We start from the raw sequence: 13,046 nt of genomic DNA, 5'->3' as shown, positions 1-13,046 counted from the left end.
TTGCGTCACGGAGAAACTGCTTGAACAATGTTCTTACTCATCTTCTCCTCCGATAAGCTCTTCTGGCGGACAAAGAAACGGCAACAATAGACCTTTACGCTGGAAGTTCTCGGAAATTTTGGCTTGGATTTCCGGGTTGGCGATATGACGGCAATTCCTTCCGTAAGCACAAGCTCCGATGCGAAAAGAGCAAAATCGTTGCGCCTATCCCAAAATTGGCAGGTGGTTTGCTGATGACCTGCTTCAATCACATTCTTGCTTAGACGGGCTGTCAGGTAGCTGACGACCGAGGTTTCGAGGTAAACCTTGGGTTTCATGTGGTCCACCGACTTAAGATGATGCGTTGTTTCTGTCCTGCCTAAAAATGCGGTCTGTCCCTGACAGTGAAGCACCCTTTTTCATTAACTGACGCCCGGCAGGCGCCAGTTGGCCTTGAATTACTGAATAATCTTGGCCTGTCCCCAATAACCCGATTTATGATCAAGGCCCTGGGCGCGCACCTTCCAGGGGTTCGGCCATGAAGTGGTGCTGATCGCCCCGCAGCATGTGAAGCCCCTTGTGAAAACCAACAAGAACGACGACGCGGCCGATGCCGAGGCGATTTGCGAAGCCGCGTCTAGTCAGAACAGGGGCCCGCGTCAATTGTTCGTTTCCATCAAGAAGGTTGAACAGCAAGATATCCAGGGTACCCACCGCATACGCTCAATGGTCATTGACCAGCGCACGGCACTGGTCAATCAGATCCGAGGGTTGTTGGCCGAATACGGCATTGTCATTGCGCGCGGGCGTCCCCAGAAATCCTCCGGGTGGATAGCTTAGGGCATCTCACTTCTTTCCATAGGCGGCATCATGGTCAGGCGCAATGGTGAGCAGTCGCATAAACTCGCCGTCCCGATACGCCGTCGCCCGACGCGCTTGCGTGATCCGCAGTGAGTAGAGGGCATCGATCCCAGCAGGCGGCCTGATGCTGGTGATTTTCTCCCACTTTAGCCCTTGGTCTCGATAGACCTGTTGCCAGGTGAGCTGGCGAATCTTCTTCAGTGTATTCAGTGCTGCGTGCCGCTCAGCCTTTTGCAATGCGAACAGCTGGTCTTGGAAGACCGGATTATTCAGGTCAAGCCTGACACTGGACTCAGGTCTGGTCATGACCAAGCCGGGTTAGCGTGGCATCAATGTCGCTATCCGACGCCGGGTGACTGAGCGACCAGTTCATGGCTGCTTGCAGATCAGCGGCTGCCGGTGACTCGTGCAGCCAGTGCTCATTGTCGGGAATGACCGTGGCGGTGCGCACGATCCAAACCCCTGGCTCACGCTCTTCAACCAAGACGTGGCGGCCGGCGTGCTGCTTGCCCAAGGATATTTGTCCATTAGCGCCCACGACCTTGACCGTGGGCACCTGTGCGGTGACTGCCATCATGACGATCCTCGATAGGTTTGCACGATAGTATAGTTTTCGTGCCGCACGAATTCAAAGGCTATCAGAGGAACGTGCTCAATTTGGTGATAGGGCGAGCTGCCGCGTAGCGCCTCGGGATCGATTGGGCGGGCTTGACGCCTGGATTCACTGGTCCGTCAGTCTAACTCTAACCCAGTTCGACCGCTCAGCCGTCTTGAGTTGCCGCGGGCCTTGCTCTGCGGATTTCGCTCCCTGTTTTGCTGGCCCCGCTTGACGTGAGTCAATGCTCGCGCGCCGCCCTGGGCCTTCAATAGGGGTTTTGGCTGACTGCCGATTGAGCCGAACCCGGTCTTTCAGGATGCGACCTTTGGAGCGCGAAGCCATGTCCGAGCGTCCTTTTTCACGCCAGTCCAGCGCCGTCGACGGTCCCGGCCCGCGCATCGGCCATGAACAGCGCGCCATCGCCGCCATGCTGGGGCTTTACTGTCGCGATCATCACGGCGCCCGCCATGGCCTGTGCGCCGCGTGCGAGGGGCTGCGCGTCTATGCCGAGCAGCGCCTGGCGAGCTGCCCCTTCCAGGAGGCCAAGCCGGCGTGTAACCGCTGCAGTGTGCATTGTTACAGCGCGGTGCGGCGCGAGCAGGTGCGTGCGGTAATGCGCTATGCTGGGCCGCGTATGCTCTGGCGTCATCCCGTGATTGCCTTGCGGCATGTGCTGGATAAGTTGCGGCAGGCGCCGAACCTTTTATTTTTTTCCCCAGCCCGCCCGGATGACCGTCATCCAGGCGCGATCTTTCTCGTCTTCCTGCGCCTGGGCCTGACCTCATTCGGCGGGCCCATCGCGCATCTGGGCTATTTCCGCGCTGAATTCGTCACACGCCGACGCTGGCTCTCCGAGGCAAGCTATGCGGAACTGGTGGCGCTCTGCCAGTTCCTGCCCGGTCCGGCCAGCAGTCAGGTCGGCATGGCCCTGGGGCTCACCCGCGCCGGTTATGCCGGCGCCCTGGCGGCCTGGGTCGGCTTCACGCTGCCCTCCGCCCTGGCCATGATCCTGCTCGCCCTGGGACTCGTGAACCAGAGTGACGCCATCCCGGCGGGCGCCCTGCATGGACTGAAGCTGGCGGCGGTCGCCGTGGTCGCTCAGGCCGTCTGGGGCATGGCACGCAGCCTCTGTCCCGATCGCTCCCGCGTGACCCTGATGGCCGGCGCCGCCTGTGGCGTGCTGCTGATCCCGTTCGCCTGGATGCAGGTCGTCCTGCTCCTGGTTGCCGGCCTGATAGGCGCGGCCCTGTTTGCACCGACGCCGCCGGCGGCCCAGTCGGATGCACCGCCGCCGCCCATCGGTCCGGTCGCTGGACTGGCCTGGCTGGCGCTGTTCGCGCTCCTGCTGATTGGGCTGCCCCTGATTGCCGTGTTGGCGCCGACTCAGGCGCTGACGCTGATCGACGCCAGCTATCGCGCCGGCAGCCTGGTCTTCGGCGGCGGCCATGTGGTGCTGCCACTGCTGCAAGCCGAATTCGTCACCCAAGGCTGGATCGATCCGGAGCGCTTTCTGGCCGGTTATGGGGCGGCGCAGGCGCTGCCCGGCCCCCTGTTCACCTTTGGCGCCTTTCTGGGGGCCACCCGGTTTGGGACCGATGGCGGCTGGCTGGCTGGAGGTCTGGGCGGGCTGCTCGGCCTGCTGGCCATCTTTGCGCCCTCCTTCCTCCTGGTGGCCGGGGTGCTGCCCTTCTGGAACCGATTGCGCCACCATGGTCGTCTGCGCGCCGCGCTCAGCGGCATCAATGCCGCCGTGGTCGGACTGCTGCTGGCGGCGCTCTATCAGCCGGTGTGGCGGAGCACCGTCGAGGGTCCGGCGGATTTCGCCCTGGCCTTGCTGGCGTTGGTCGCCCTCCAGTTCTGGACCCTGCCGCCCTGGCTGGTCGTGTTCGCCTGTGCCGGAACGGGCTGGATGGTCCTCGGTCTGTCTTGAGATGAGGTAACACAGGTTCCTCCTCGTTTAACCCGCTTTGACAACTCAGCCGCCTTGCACTGCCGCGCACCAACGCAGGAAGCAAACTCCACTTGACGTGAGTCAAGGCCTGCGGACCGCCCAGGGTGTCCAATGCGGGGGGTTCGGCCACTGCTGATTGAGCCGTCCCCGGTCTTTCATGAGGCCGATGCCGCGCCACCGCCACCATGGCCCCGGGTGGCGACCCGCTGCGCTTTCGCACCGATATCGACACCGAGGTGCGCGCCCTGCGCGAGTGGCCGGCGCGCGCCGAGACGCCGGTGATCAGCGCCCTGCATCAACGCGATCTGGTCGCCGCCGTGGCGCTGGCCGGCGATGTGCCGCTGGCGCAGCTCGAAACCCTGGCCCGGCAGCTGGAGACGCGCCTGCTGCGACTGCCGGGGGTGGCCGAGGTGGCGATCAAGGGTCTGTCCCAACGCCAGTGGCAGGTGGAAGTTGAACGCGATGTGCTCGCCCAGCATGGGCTGACCGCGCAGAGCCTGGCGAGCCTGATCGCGCGCCAGAGTGTCGATGTGCCGCTCGGCCTGCTGGAAGGCGCGGAGCGCGATCTGCTGCTGCGCTTCACCGATCAGCGCCGTTCGCCCGAGTCGCTGGCCGAGCTGGTGGTGGTGGCCGCGCCGACCGGCGGCGAGCTGACCCTGGGCGAGATCGCGCGCATCACCGAGGTCGGCGAGCGCCCCGAGGAGCAACTGCGCTTCAATGGCGAGCGTGCCCTGGTGCTGGAGGTCAGCAAGGGGCTGGGCGATGACGCACTGCGGGTGTTCACCGCCCTACAGCAATGGGTGGCGGAGGAACAGGCGCGCCTGGGCGCGTGCGCGGCGGCTGATCGAGCGCGGTTTTGACGCGCTGCGCGAGCGCATCGGGCGACTGGCCGACGCTGCCATTCGCGCCCGCCATGCGGTACTCGGCGCGGTGCTGCTGGTGCTGATCGGCTCGCTTGGCTATTTTGCCGGCGGGCATATCGGCAGCGAGGCCATGCCCGACATCGAGGGCGATGTGCTCGAAGCGCGCCTGCTGTTTCCGCAGGGCACGCCGCTGGCGCGCACCCAGGCCGTCGCCGCGCAGGTCGAGGCGGCAATGCGCCAGCTCGATGCCGAACTCAGCCCCGCGCAACCCGGCGGCGCGCCCCTGGTCGAGGCCATTCAGACCCGGTTCAACCAGCACCCGGGCGCGCGCGAAACCGGCCCCCAGGTGGCCACCGTGATGGTCGATCTGCTCGCCGCCGAGGCGCGCACGGCCTGGGGTTGACCGCCGAGGGCATCGCCGCGCAGTTGCGCGCCGCCTGGCTCGGCGAGATCGCCGCCAGCCAGCGCATCGGCGCCTGGGAGATCGAGATTCTGGTGCGCCAGACAGCGGCGGATCGCGACAGTCGGGCGGATCTGGCGCAACAGACCATTCAATTGGCCAACGGCGCGCGCGTGCCCCTGGCGGCGGTGGCGACGGTGCGCGAGCAACGCGATTGGGCGCGCATCACCCGCGTCGACGGCCAGCGCACGGTGACCGTGCAGGCCGAGGTCGATGCGCGGCAGGCCAGCGGTCAGGCCATTGTGGCCGATCTCAAGGCGCGCTGGTTGGAGGACTTTCAGGCCCGGCATCCCGAGGTGCAGGTCCAGTTCGAGGGGCAGGTGGCGCGCTCGGCTTCGAGCGGCGGCTCGATTCGGCGCGGGCTGCTGATCGGGCTGCTCGGCATCTTTGTGATTCTGTCCTTGCAGTTTCGCGGCTATGCCGCGCCGCTGATGGTGATGCTGACCATCCCGCTGGCCTTCCTCGGCGCCATCTGGGGTCATGTGCTGCTGGGCTACCATCTGTCGATGCCATCGCTGATTGGCGCCGCCTCCCTGGCTGGGATCGTGGTTAACAACGCCATTTTGCTGATACAGTTCATCCAAGCCAATCGCGCGCGCGGCCTCAGCGCCGCCGCCGCCGCCGGTCAGGCCAGCCGCCAGCGCCTGCGCGCCATTCTGATCTCCTCTCTGACCACCATCGCCGGCTTGCTGCCCTTGCTCGCCGAGACCAGCACCCAGGCCGATGCCATCAAACCGCTGGTGATCTCGGTGGTGTTCGGGCTGCTCAGCGCGACCCTGCTGGTGTTGCTGGTGCTGCCGGCGCTCTATGTGTTGCTGGAGGAGTGGACCTCTCCACCGGCCACCCCGCCTGACGCCATTCCGGCAGACCGTTCTCCAGCCGCTGGGCGTTGAACCCGGCCTGGCGCAGGCGGGCGACCGCCTCGAAGGAGAGCACGCACCAGGGGCCGCGACAGTAGGCGACGATGGCGCGCTCGGGCGGCAGTTCGCCGAGGCGCTGTTCCAAGGCATCAAGCGGCACATTGAGCGCGCCCGGCACATGGCCTTGGGCATACTCCTCGGCCGGGCGCACGTCGATGACGGTGACCAGACCGTCGCGCACCCGCTCCAGCAAATCCGCCGCCGGCAGCGGCTCCAGAGCGTCGCGCGCGCGCAGGTAGCTGTCGAGCAACTCACCCACGGCGCGGTGACGGCATTCAGCCAGGCCGCGCAAGGCCGCCACAGCCGCGAGCACCTGGTCGTCGGCCAGCCCATAGCGCACATGCTGACCATCGCGCCGCGCCTGCGCCAGCCCGGCGGCCTTGAGTTGCTGCAAGTGCTTGGAGGTGTTGGCGACACTCAGCCCCGAGAGGCGCGCCAGTTCATCGACAGGGCGCTCGCCCTGGGCGAGATAGTCCAGCAACTCCAGCCGCGCCGCGCTACCGAGGGCGCGGGCGACGCTGGCGAGTTGCTCAAAGAGGCTTTGTTTGGGAGTGGACATGGGGAAGTTTCAAATTTGCAAGGGTGAGGTTTCAAGTCGGCAGTTGGAAGGGCTGAGCTTGGTCAATGCGTCTTTTCACTCCATCAGCGAGATTTGTGACCTTGTTTTCCCTTAAGGCACCATGCTTGATACCCTCTCGCCTCTGCTGCACGGCGACATTGAGTCCGTGAGCGCGCGGTGCGAGTTCCTGCATCGCGATCAGTTTCGCGCGCGCTTCCCCGCTGCACAGGCGCCTCTGCCGGCGATCTTTCGTTGGTGCGAGGGGCGGCTGGTGCTGGCCAAGCTCGGGCGCCTGGTCTGGGTGCGGGGCCGGGACGGCTGAGTGCTCCCATACTGACTGATCGGAGCGGCCCGTCCAACGGCTCAGGACGGGCCGACTCGCACTTTGAGTCGCTTACATGATCGGGATGCTCGCGTAGCCTTTGGCCTGATAGCCGATCTGCGAGACGAAGGTATTGCCGACGACCTCAAGGCCCGGCAGCAGCGTCTCCTTGTCGATGCCGGCGAGGCGGGTCGCGATCGAGCAGACCTCCATGCGCACCTTCGGCTTGGCCAGCAATGCCTTGATCTGCTGGGCGATCTCGTCGTAGACGGCTTCCTCGTCCAGCGGCACATCGGTGCGCTCCGTGCTGACCAGGCGCGTCGAAGGACCGCGGAAGGTGAAGATCATGTCGGGCTCGACCCCCTGGCGCTTGAGATCCTCATAGGTTTCGTCGATCACGCGCAGATTGACCAGCAGTGCGCGCGGATTCCCCATGTTGATGTCCCAGGCGACCTTGCCGGCGGTGACGCCGGCGAGGGCCTGCGCGTCGCTCGGTTTCTCGGCCAGCGCGGTGCCTGGTACCAGTGCCGACAGCATGAGCAGGATCGGTAAGAACGAAAGGGCGGTTTTTTTCATTGTATAGCTCCGTTGGTGGTGGGTGGGTGGTGGGTGATCGTTTCCTGTTGGAGCTGTTCTTCCTCGGCGTCGAGGCAGCGATTCAAGTCCGCGACCGGCAGCATCGGTCGCTGACGCAAGCGCGTGATCAGCCGCGGCAGGAAGGCCACCGCAGCCAGCAACGCCAGCGCGATCAAGCCATTGCGGATCAGCCCCTCGCTGCCGGCCATCGCCTCGCGACCGACGAAGCCCAGGTAGGTATAGGCCAGCGCCCCCGGCAGCATGAACACCAGGGTCGCCAACAGATAGGGCAGAAGGCGGATGCGCGTCAGACCCAAGGCGTAGTTGAGCAGGTTGAACGGAAACAGCGGCACCAGCCGGGTGAAGGCGACGAAGCGCCAGCCCTCGGCCTCGACGCCCTGGATCAGCCGCGCACTAAGGCCCTTGGCGCGCGCCTGGACCCAGTCGCCGGCGAGATGGCGCGCAATCAGAAACGCCAAGCCGGCGCCGAGCGTGGCCCCGATCAGGTTGTAGAGCGTGCCCCAGAGCGGGCCGAACAGGGCGCCACCGGCCAGCGTCAGCACCGCGCCGGGCAGGAACAGCACCGTCGCCAGCGCATAGAGTCCGATGAAGATCAGCGGTGCCGCGGCACCAGCGCCGCTGACCCAAGCCTCCAGTGCCGCGACGTCGAGCCGATCGCGGTAGAGCAGGGCGGTCGCCACCGCGCCGACGAGCAGCAGGACGCCTAGGGCGCGGAGCAGCGTGCGATGCATGGCGGCCTCCGGTGGATGCGTGAAAAGATCGAGACGTTCAACCTAATGGTTGATCAAAGGATTGCGATCTGTCAAGCTTCTTCCCTCATCAACCAGGGCTCTAATCCCTGCTGACCACAAGGCGGAGGAGACACGACACGATGGACAGTTTCATCCAAACCCACGAGGCGATGATCCGCCTCGGCTTCTTCCTCGGTGTGTTCGCGCTGATGGCGACCTGGGAGGTCATCGCGCCCTCGCGCACGCGGATGCTGACCCGCTTGCAGCGCTGGAGCAGCAACATTGGCTTGGTGGTGTTGAACACGGTTCTGCTGCGGCTTCTGTTTCCGGCCGCCGCAGTCGGTATGGCGCTGTACGTCAACAGTGCCGGCTGGGGGCTGCTCAATGCGCTGGACTGGCCGTTTTGGGCCGAGGTGCTGGTCGCGCTGCTGGTGCTCGACTTCGCCATCTGGGTGCAGCATGTGCTCTTCCATGCGGTGCCGGCGCTGTGGCGGCTGCATCGGGTCCACCATGCCGATCTCGACTTCGACCTGACCACCGGCGCGCGCTTCCATCCGCTCGAGATCATCCTGTCGATGCTGATCAAGTTCGCCGTGATCGCCGCGCTCGGGCCGCCGCTGGTCGCGGTGATCCTGTTCGAGGTCATCCTCAATGCGATGGCGATGTTCAACCACGCCAACATCGCGCTACCGGCCTGGATCGACCGCCCCTTGCGCTGGCTGGTCGTGACCCCGGACATGCACCGCGTGCATCACTCGATCGAGGACGACGAGACCAACTCCAACTTTGGCTTCAACCTCTCCTGGTGGGACTGGCTGCTCGGCACCTACCGCGCCCAGCCGCGTGCCGGCCAGCAGGGCATGACCATCGGCATCCGCCAGCATCGCGAGCCCCGGCGCGTCGACCGGCTCGACGGCATGTTGCTGCTGCCTTTCGTTGGCCAAGTGACCGAGTATGCGATCAATCGCCGGCAATGGGCCGATGCGCCTGATGCGTCTGAGGCTCCGGGTAGCGTTGAGATGAGCACCCAGGCGAGCACCGGAGACAACAGATGATCGCAAGGCAAGCATAACGCCTGCACTCGGCGCTTGCCATACAGTCTCACTTTCGTTAGATTAAACGAATGAAAGAACGACAACTCAAAGATCTGCTCTACGAGCAAGTCGCGCGGATCGGCAAAGCGCTGTCGAGCCCGAAACGGCTGGAGCTGCTGGAGCTGCTCGCACAGGGCGAGAAGACCGTGGAGACCTTGACCAGCGAGTCGGGCGGCGACGTCAAGCTGGTCAGTGCCCATCTGCGAGCGCTGCGGGAGGCGCGGCTCGTTGAGGTCCGGCGCGAGGGGCGCTTCATGGTCTATCGCGCGAGTGGCGCCGATGTCGGCGCCTTGCTCGCCACGCTGCGCGATGTTGCCGAGAGTCATCTCGTCGAGCTGCGCCTGGCCCTGGAACAGCTTGTCGATGCCGAGGCGCAGCTGACCGGTATCTCCCGCGAGACGCTGCTCGAGCAGGCTCGCCGAGGAGACGTCCTGGTGCTCGATGTGCGCCCGGAGAGCGAGTATCGCAGCGCCCATCTACCCTTCGCGCGGTCCATGCCGCTCGATGAGCTGGAACACCAGCTAGACGCCTTGCCGTCGGATAAGCCCATCGTCGCCTATTGCCGTGGCCCCTTCTGTCTGATGTCGGAGCAGGCCGTTGGACTCCTGCGGGCGCGGGGCTTTCGCGCCGCCCGCATCGACGACGGTGTCAGCGAATGGCTCGCCCACGGCTTAACGGTCGATTCGTCGACCAACCCGACGCATTGATCGGTCCCTGAGGAGAATCGCGTGTCCAATGTGGAGAGATTGACCGGCGCCCAGCTTGTGATTCGCCTGCTTGAACGGCAAGGCGTTCGCGTGATCGCCGGTATTCCAGGCAGCGCCAACCTGCCTTTGTACGATGCCTTGTCCAGCTCGCTCAGAATCCGACATGTGCTGACGCGCACCGAGCAGGGCGCCGGATTCATTGCTCAAGGGCTAGCACGCGCCAGCCGGCAGCCCGCCGTGTGCTTTGCGACGTCCGGCCCCGGAGCGACCAATCTGCTGACGGCCATCGCCGATGCCAAGCTCGACTCCATTCCGGTGGTGGCGATCACCGGACAGGTGGCCTACGCATTGATCGGCACGGATGCGTTTCAGGAGGTCGACACCTACGGCCTGAGTCTCCCGATCACGAAACACAACTATCTGGTCAGGTCGGCGGCGGAGCTCGTGCACATCCTGCCGCAGGCGTTTCAGATCGCGGCATCCGGGCGGCCAGGTCCCGTGCTGATCGATATTCCGCGGGATGTCCAGCTGGAGACGGTGGAGATCGAACACTGGCCGGAACCGGGCATCGCCACGGCTCCGCCCGCCGTGGATGCGTCATTACTGCAGGAGGCGGCACGGCTGGTCGCCCAGGCCGAGCGTCCGATCCTCTATCTGGGTGGCGGCGTGATTCAGTCCGGCGCGGCTCCCGTCGCACGCGCGATCCTGGAGCGATGTGGCTTACCGACGGTGACGACCCTGCACGCCCTTGGCGTCCTGCCCGTCGATCATCCGCTGTGGCTCGGCATGCTCGGGATGCATGGTGCCCCCTGCGCCAATAGGGCGATGGACGAGAGCGACCTATTGATCGTCGTCGGCGCGCGCTTCGATGACCGCGCGACCGGCAAGCTCGCGGAGTTCTGTCCCCATGCCCGGGTGATCCACATCGATATCGATCCGGCCGAACTCGACAAGCTGCGCGCCAGCCATGTCGCCATCAGCGGCGAAGCCGATGCCGTTCTCCAACAATGGCAGCCCCTGCTCGCGTCGTCGGCGCGTCCGTCCTGGCTGGCGCGGGTCCGCCAGTTGAAAGCGGACTGGCCGCTGCGTCTACCTGGCGCCGATGATCCGCGCACCCATTACGGACTCGTGAGGGCGGTTGGAGACTGTCTGGATGAGCAGGCCCTGATCGCGACGGATGTCGGCCAGCATCAGATGTGGGCGGCACAGGCCTATCCGCATCGCCAACCCGGTCGTTGGCTGACGTCGGGCGGACTCGGCACCATGGGATTCGGCTTGCCGACAGCCATTGGCGCGGCCTTGGCGGAGCCGGACAATACCGTCGTCTGTTTTACCGGCGACGGATCGCTGTTGATGAATGTCCAGGAGCTGGTGACTGCCGTCCAAGAGGACGTCAATCTCAAGATCGTCCTGATGAACAATTCGGCACTGGGGCTGGTGCATCAACAGCAGACCCAGTTCTATGGCGCGCGCTGTTTCGCGTCTCGGTTCTCGCATAGTCCCAATTTTGTGGCGCTCGCCGAGGCCTGTGGTCTGCCCGCCGTCGATCTCGATACGACGCCGGACCCGCATCAAGCGCTGGCCGACGCCATCGCGCGGCCTGGTCCCTGTTTGATTCACTGCCGCATCGACGCGCAACAGCGGGTGAATCCGATTGTGCCGCCCGGCGCGGCCAATCGCGACATGATCGGAGTCTGAGATGAAACCGTCCGCCTTGAAGCGCGTCGTGCTGGAGCTGACCGTCAACAACCATCCGGGCGTGATGTCGCATGTCGTCGGGCTCTTTTCCCGTCGAGCCTACAACGTCGAGGGCATTCTGTGTCTGCCGGTCGCGGGTGTCGACATCAGCCGCATCTGGCTGCTGATCAATGAAGACGAGCGCTTGCCGCAGATGATCAAGCAATTCGAGAAATTACACGACGTCAAGCGTGTCGACCGGCGACCGGGAGAGCGTGAACTCTTCGATCAGCTTGAAGCATTGGTCAGTCTTGAAATCAGCAACGAAAAGTAACCATCCAACCATGAACAAACACGCTCGCGTCCTCATTCTTGGCTCAGGCCCGGCCGGTTATACCGCCGCCGTGTATGCGGCCCGCGCCAATCTAAAACCGGTATTGATCACTGGCCTCGCCCAAGGCGGGCAACTGATGACGACCACCGATGTCGACAACTGGCCGGGTGCGGCAGAGGGCATTCAGGGGCCGCAACTGATGAGCGATCTCGAGGCGCATGCCCGCCGTTTTGACACCGAGATTATTTTCGATCACATCCACACGGCCCAGCCGATCGAACGGCCATTCACCCTGATCGGCGATTCCGGGACCTACACTTGTGACGCGTTGATCATCGCCACCGGCGCCTCGGCGCAATATCTTGGCTTGCCATCCGAGCAGGCGTTCTTGGGCAAGGGTGTGTCGGCCTGCGCAACCTGCGACGGCTTTTTCTACCGCGACAAACCCGTGGCCGTGGTCGGTGGTGGCAATACAGCCGTTGAAGAAGCCCTGTACCTGGCGAACATGGCCAGCCACGTCGCGCTGATCCACCGCCGCGATGCCTTGCGCGCCGAAAAGATCATGCAGGACAAGCTGTTCGCCCATGAGCGGAGCGGCAAGGTCAGCATTCTCTGGAATCACGTGCTCGACACGGTCCTCGGTGATCAAACCGGCGTCACCGGTCTGCGCCTCAAGAGCACGCTCGACGGGGCGAGTCAGGACATCAGTGTCGAGGGCGTCTTCATCGCCATCGGGCATAGGCCGAACACCGAGCTTTTCGCCGGCCAGTTGGAGATGGAGGCTGGTTATCTTCTCACCCAAGGCGGTCGCCACGGCAACGCGACCCAAACCAGCCTGCCCGGCGTCTTTGCCGCGGGTGACGTTGCCGACAGCATCTACCGTCAGGCCTGCACCTCCGCCGGCACGGGTTGCATGGCGGCGCTCGATGCCGAGCGTTATCTCGATAGCCTTGATGCTTAAGTGTTCTCCACCAACCCAAACCACTTAACACACGAAAAGACCAGGAGCGAAAATGTCGATTCTCATCATTCTCAACCGCGAACCCTACGACAACACCGATGTGACCTGGAACGCCCTGCGTCTGGCCGGCACCCTGACGGATCAAGGCCAGAGCGTGCGCTTGTTCCTGATGAACGACTCGGTCGATCTGGCGCGGGATGTCTGCAAGCCGCCTGAGCACTATGATCAAGATTTATCCCAGATGTTGAAGGACTTGATCGCGCGCGGCGTGCCGGTGCAGGTGTGCGGCACCTGCATGGCGCGCTGCGGAATCTACAAGAACCATCCCTACTTCGAGGGCGCCGAGTCCTCGACCATGGCCGCGCTGGCCGAATGGGTGGCCGACAGCGAGAAGGTGCTGACCTTCTGACGCGCGTCCAGCTCACGGAAAAC

The 13,046-nt window shown here is 64.4% G+C and carries 16 protein-coding genes and 2 pseudogenes; 12 read left to right on the top strand and 6 right to left on the bottom strand.

Features of this window, described 5'->3' with window-relative positions; all coding sequences use genetic code 11:
* Positions 1-5: 5 nt before the first annotated feature.
* Complete coding sequence (locus Thiowin_RS12035; protein WP_328987954.1) at positions 6-317, bottom strand: PIN domain-containing protein; 312 nt, start codon at positions 315-317, stop codon at positions 6-8.
* A 163-nt stretch (positions 318-480) separates the two neighbouring features.
* On the opposite strand from Thiowin_RS12035, the pseudogene Thiowin_RS12030 reads away from it, so the two are divergent.
* Positions 481-783, top strand: a pseudogene (locus tag Thiowin_RS12030) (IS110 family transposase); the annotation flags it as partial.
* A gap of 42 nt (positions 784-825) precedes the next feature.
* Here the strand turns inward: Thiowin_RS12030 and Thiowin_RS12025 are convergent.
* Positions 826-1,146 (bottom strand): hypothetical protein, encoded by a 321-nt coding sequence (locus Thiowin_RS12025; protein ID WP_328987953.1) that lies wholly within the window; start codon positions 1,144-1,146, stop codon positions 826-828.
* Positions 1,133-1,417 carry a hypothetical protein gene (locus Thiowin_RS12020; RefSeq protein ID WP_328987952.1) on the bottom strand — a complete coding sequence of 95 codons (285 nt, stop codon included), beginning with the start codon at positions 1,415-1,417 and terminating at the stop codon, positions 1,133-1,135. The genes Thiowin_RS12025 and Thiowin_RS12020 overlap by 14 nt, the downstream gene beginning before the upstream one ends.
* Before the next feature lie 361 nt (positions 1,418-1,778).
* Between Thiowin_RS12020 and Thiowin_RS12010 the strand changes: the two genes are divergently transcribed.
* From Thiowin_RS12010 to Thiowin_RS11995, 4 genes and pseudogenes are all read left to right on the top strand, one after another.
* Entirely contained in the window at positions 1,779-3,368 is a 1,590-nt protein-coding gene (locus tag Thiowin_RS12010; RefSeq protein ID WP_456243451.1) for a nitrous oxide-stimulated promoter family protein, read from the top strand.
* Between the two features lie 206 nt (positions 3,369-3,574).
* Positions 3,575-4,249, top strand: coding sequence for an efflux RND transporter permease subunit (locus Thiowin_RS12005; protein ID WP_328987951.1), 675 nt, complete (start codon positions 3,575-3,577; stop codon positions 4,247-4,249).
* Positions 4,152-4,655 (top strand): hypothetical protein, encoded by a 504-nt coding sequence (locus Thiowin_RS12000; protein ID WP_328987950.1) that lies wholly within the window; start codon positions 4,152-4,154, stop codon positions 4,653-4,655. The genes Thiowin_RS12005 and Thiowin_RS12000 overlap by 98 nt, the downstream gene beginning before the upstream one ends.
* Positions 4,652-5,488 (top strand): annotated as a pseudogene (locus Thiowin_RS11995) (efflux RND transporter permease subunit); the annotation flags it as partial. The gene Thiowin_RS12000 and the pseudogene Thiowin_RS11995, both read left to right, overlap by 4 nt.
* Here the strand turns inward: Thiowin_RS11995 and Thiowin_RS11990 are convergent.
* Complete coding sequence (locus Thiowin_RS11990) at positions 5,478-6,191, bottom strand: ArsR/SmtB family transcription factor (protein WP_328987949.1); 714 nt, start codon at positions 6,189-6,191, stop codon at positions 5,478-5,480. The pseudogene Thiowin_RS11995 and the gene Thiowin_RS11990 sit on opposite strands and share 11 nt — an antisense overlap.
* A gap of 121 nt (positions 6,192-6,312) precedes the next feature.
* On the opposite strand from Thiowin_RS11990, the gene Thiowin_RS11985 reads away from it, so the two are divergent.
* Positions 6,313-6,513: a hypothetical protein gene (locus tag Thiowin_RS11985; RefSeq protein WP_328987948.1), complete on the top strand. Its 201-nt coding sequence runs from the start codon at positions 6,313-6,315 to the stop codon at positions 6,511-6,513.
* A gap of 72 nt (positions 6,514-6,585) precedes the next feature.
* Here Thiowin_RS11985 and Thiowin_RS11980 read toward each other — a convergent pair whose 3' ends face one another.
* Both Thiowin_RS11980 and Thiowin_RS11975 read right to left on the bottom strand, forming a co-directional pair.
* Complete coding sequence (locus Thiowin_RS11980; protein ID WP_328987947.1) at positions 6,586-7,089, bottom strand: DsrE family protein; 504 nt, start codon at positions 7,087-7,089, stop codon at positions 6,586-6,588.
* Entirely contained in the window at positions 7,086-7,841 is a 756-nt protein-coding gene (locus Thiowin_RS11975; RefSeq protein ID WP_328987946.1) for a TVP38/TMEM64 family protein, read from the bottom strand. Before Thiowin_RS11975 ends, Thiowin_RS11980 begins: the two co-directional genes overlap by 4 nt.
* Before the next feature lie 140 nt (positions 7,842-7,981).
* Here Thiowin_RS11975 and Thiowin_RS11970 point away from each other — a divergent pair, with 140 nt between their 5' ends.
* From Thiowin_RS11970 to Thiowin_RS11945, 6 genes are all read left to right on the top strand, one after another.
* Positions 7,982-8,896 carry a sterol desaturase family protein gene (locus Thiowin_RS11970; RefSeq protein WP_328987945.1) on the top strand — a complete coding sequence of 305 codons (915 nt, stop codon included), beginning with the start codon at positions 7,982-7,984 and terminating at the stop codon, positions 8,894-8,896.
* A gap of 68 nt (positions 8,897-8,964) precedes the next feature.
* On the top strand, positions 8,965-9,642 hold the full coding sequence (locus Thiowin_RS11965) for an ArsR/SmtB family transcription factor (RefSeq protein ID WP_328987944.1): 678 nt from the start codon (positions 8,965-8,967) through the stop codon (positions 9,640-9,642).
* Between the two features lie 21 nt (positions 9,643-9,663).
* Positions 9,664-11,340, top strand: a complete 1,677-nt coding sequence (ilvB, locus tag Thiowin_RS11960) for an acetolactate synthase large subunit (RefSeq protein ID WP_328987943.1) — start codon at positions 9,664-9,666, stop codon at positions 11,338-11,340.
* Between the two features lies 1 nt (position 11,341).
* Positions 11,342-11,653, top strand: a complete 312-nt coding sequence (gene ilvN, locus Thiowin_RS11955) for an acetolactate synthase small subunit (RefSeq protein ID WP_328987942.1) — start codon at positions 11,342-11,344, stop codon at positions 11,651-11,653.
* A 10-nt stretch (positions 11,654-11,663) separates the two neighbouring features.
* A complete protein-coding gene (trxB, locus tag Thiowin_RS11950; protein ID WP_328987941.1) occupies positions 11,664-12,614 on the top strand; it encodes a thioredoxin-disulfide reductase in 951 nt (316 codons plus the stop codon).
* A gap of 52 nt (positions 12,615-12,666) precedes the next feature.
* Positions 12,667-13,023, top strand: coding sequence for a DsrE/DsrF/TusD sulfur relay family protein (locus Thiowin_RS11945; protein WP_328987940.1), 357 nt, complete (start codon positions 12,667-12,669; stop codon positions 13,021-13,023).
* Positions 13,024-13,046: the final 23 nt, after the last annotated feature.

Origin of the sequence: Thiorhodovibrio winogradskyi (assembly GCF_036208045.1) — a bacterium.
In the GTDB taxonomy this organism is placed as follows: Bacteria; Pseudomonadota; Gammaproteobacteria; order Chromatiales; family Chromatiaceae; genus Thiorhodovibrio; species Thiorhodovibrio winogradskyi.
This window is presented reverse-complemented; position numbering and strand designations above follow the sequence as displayed.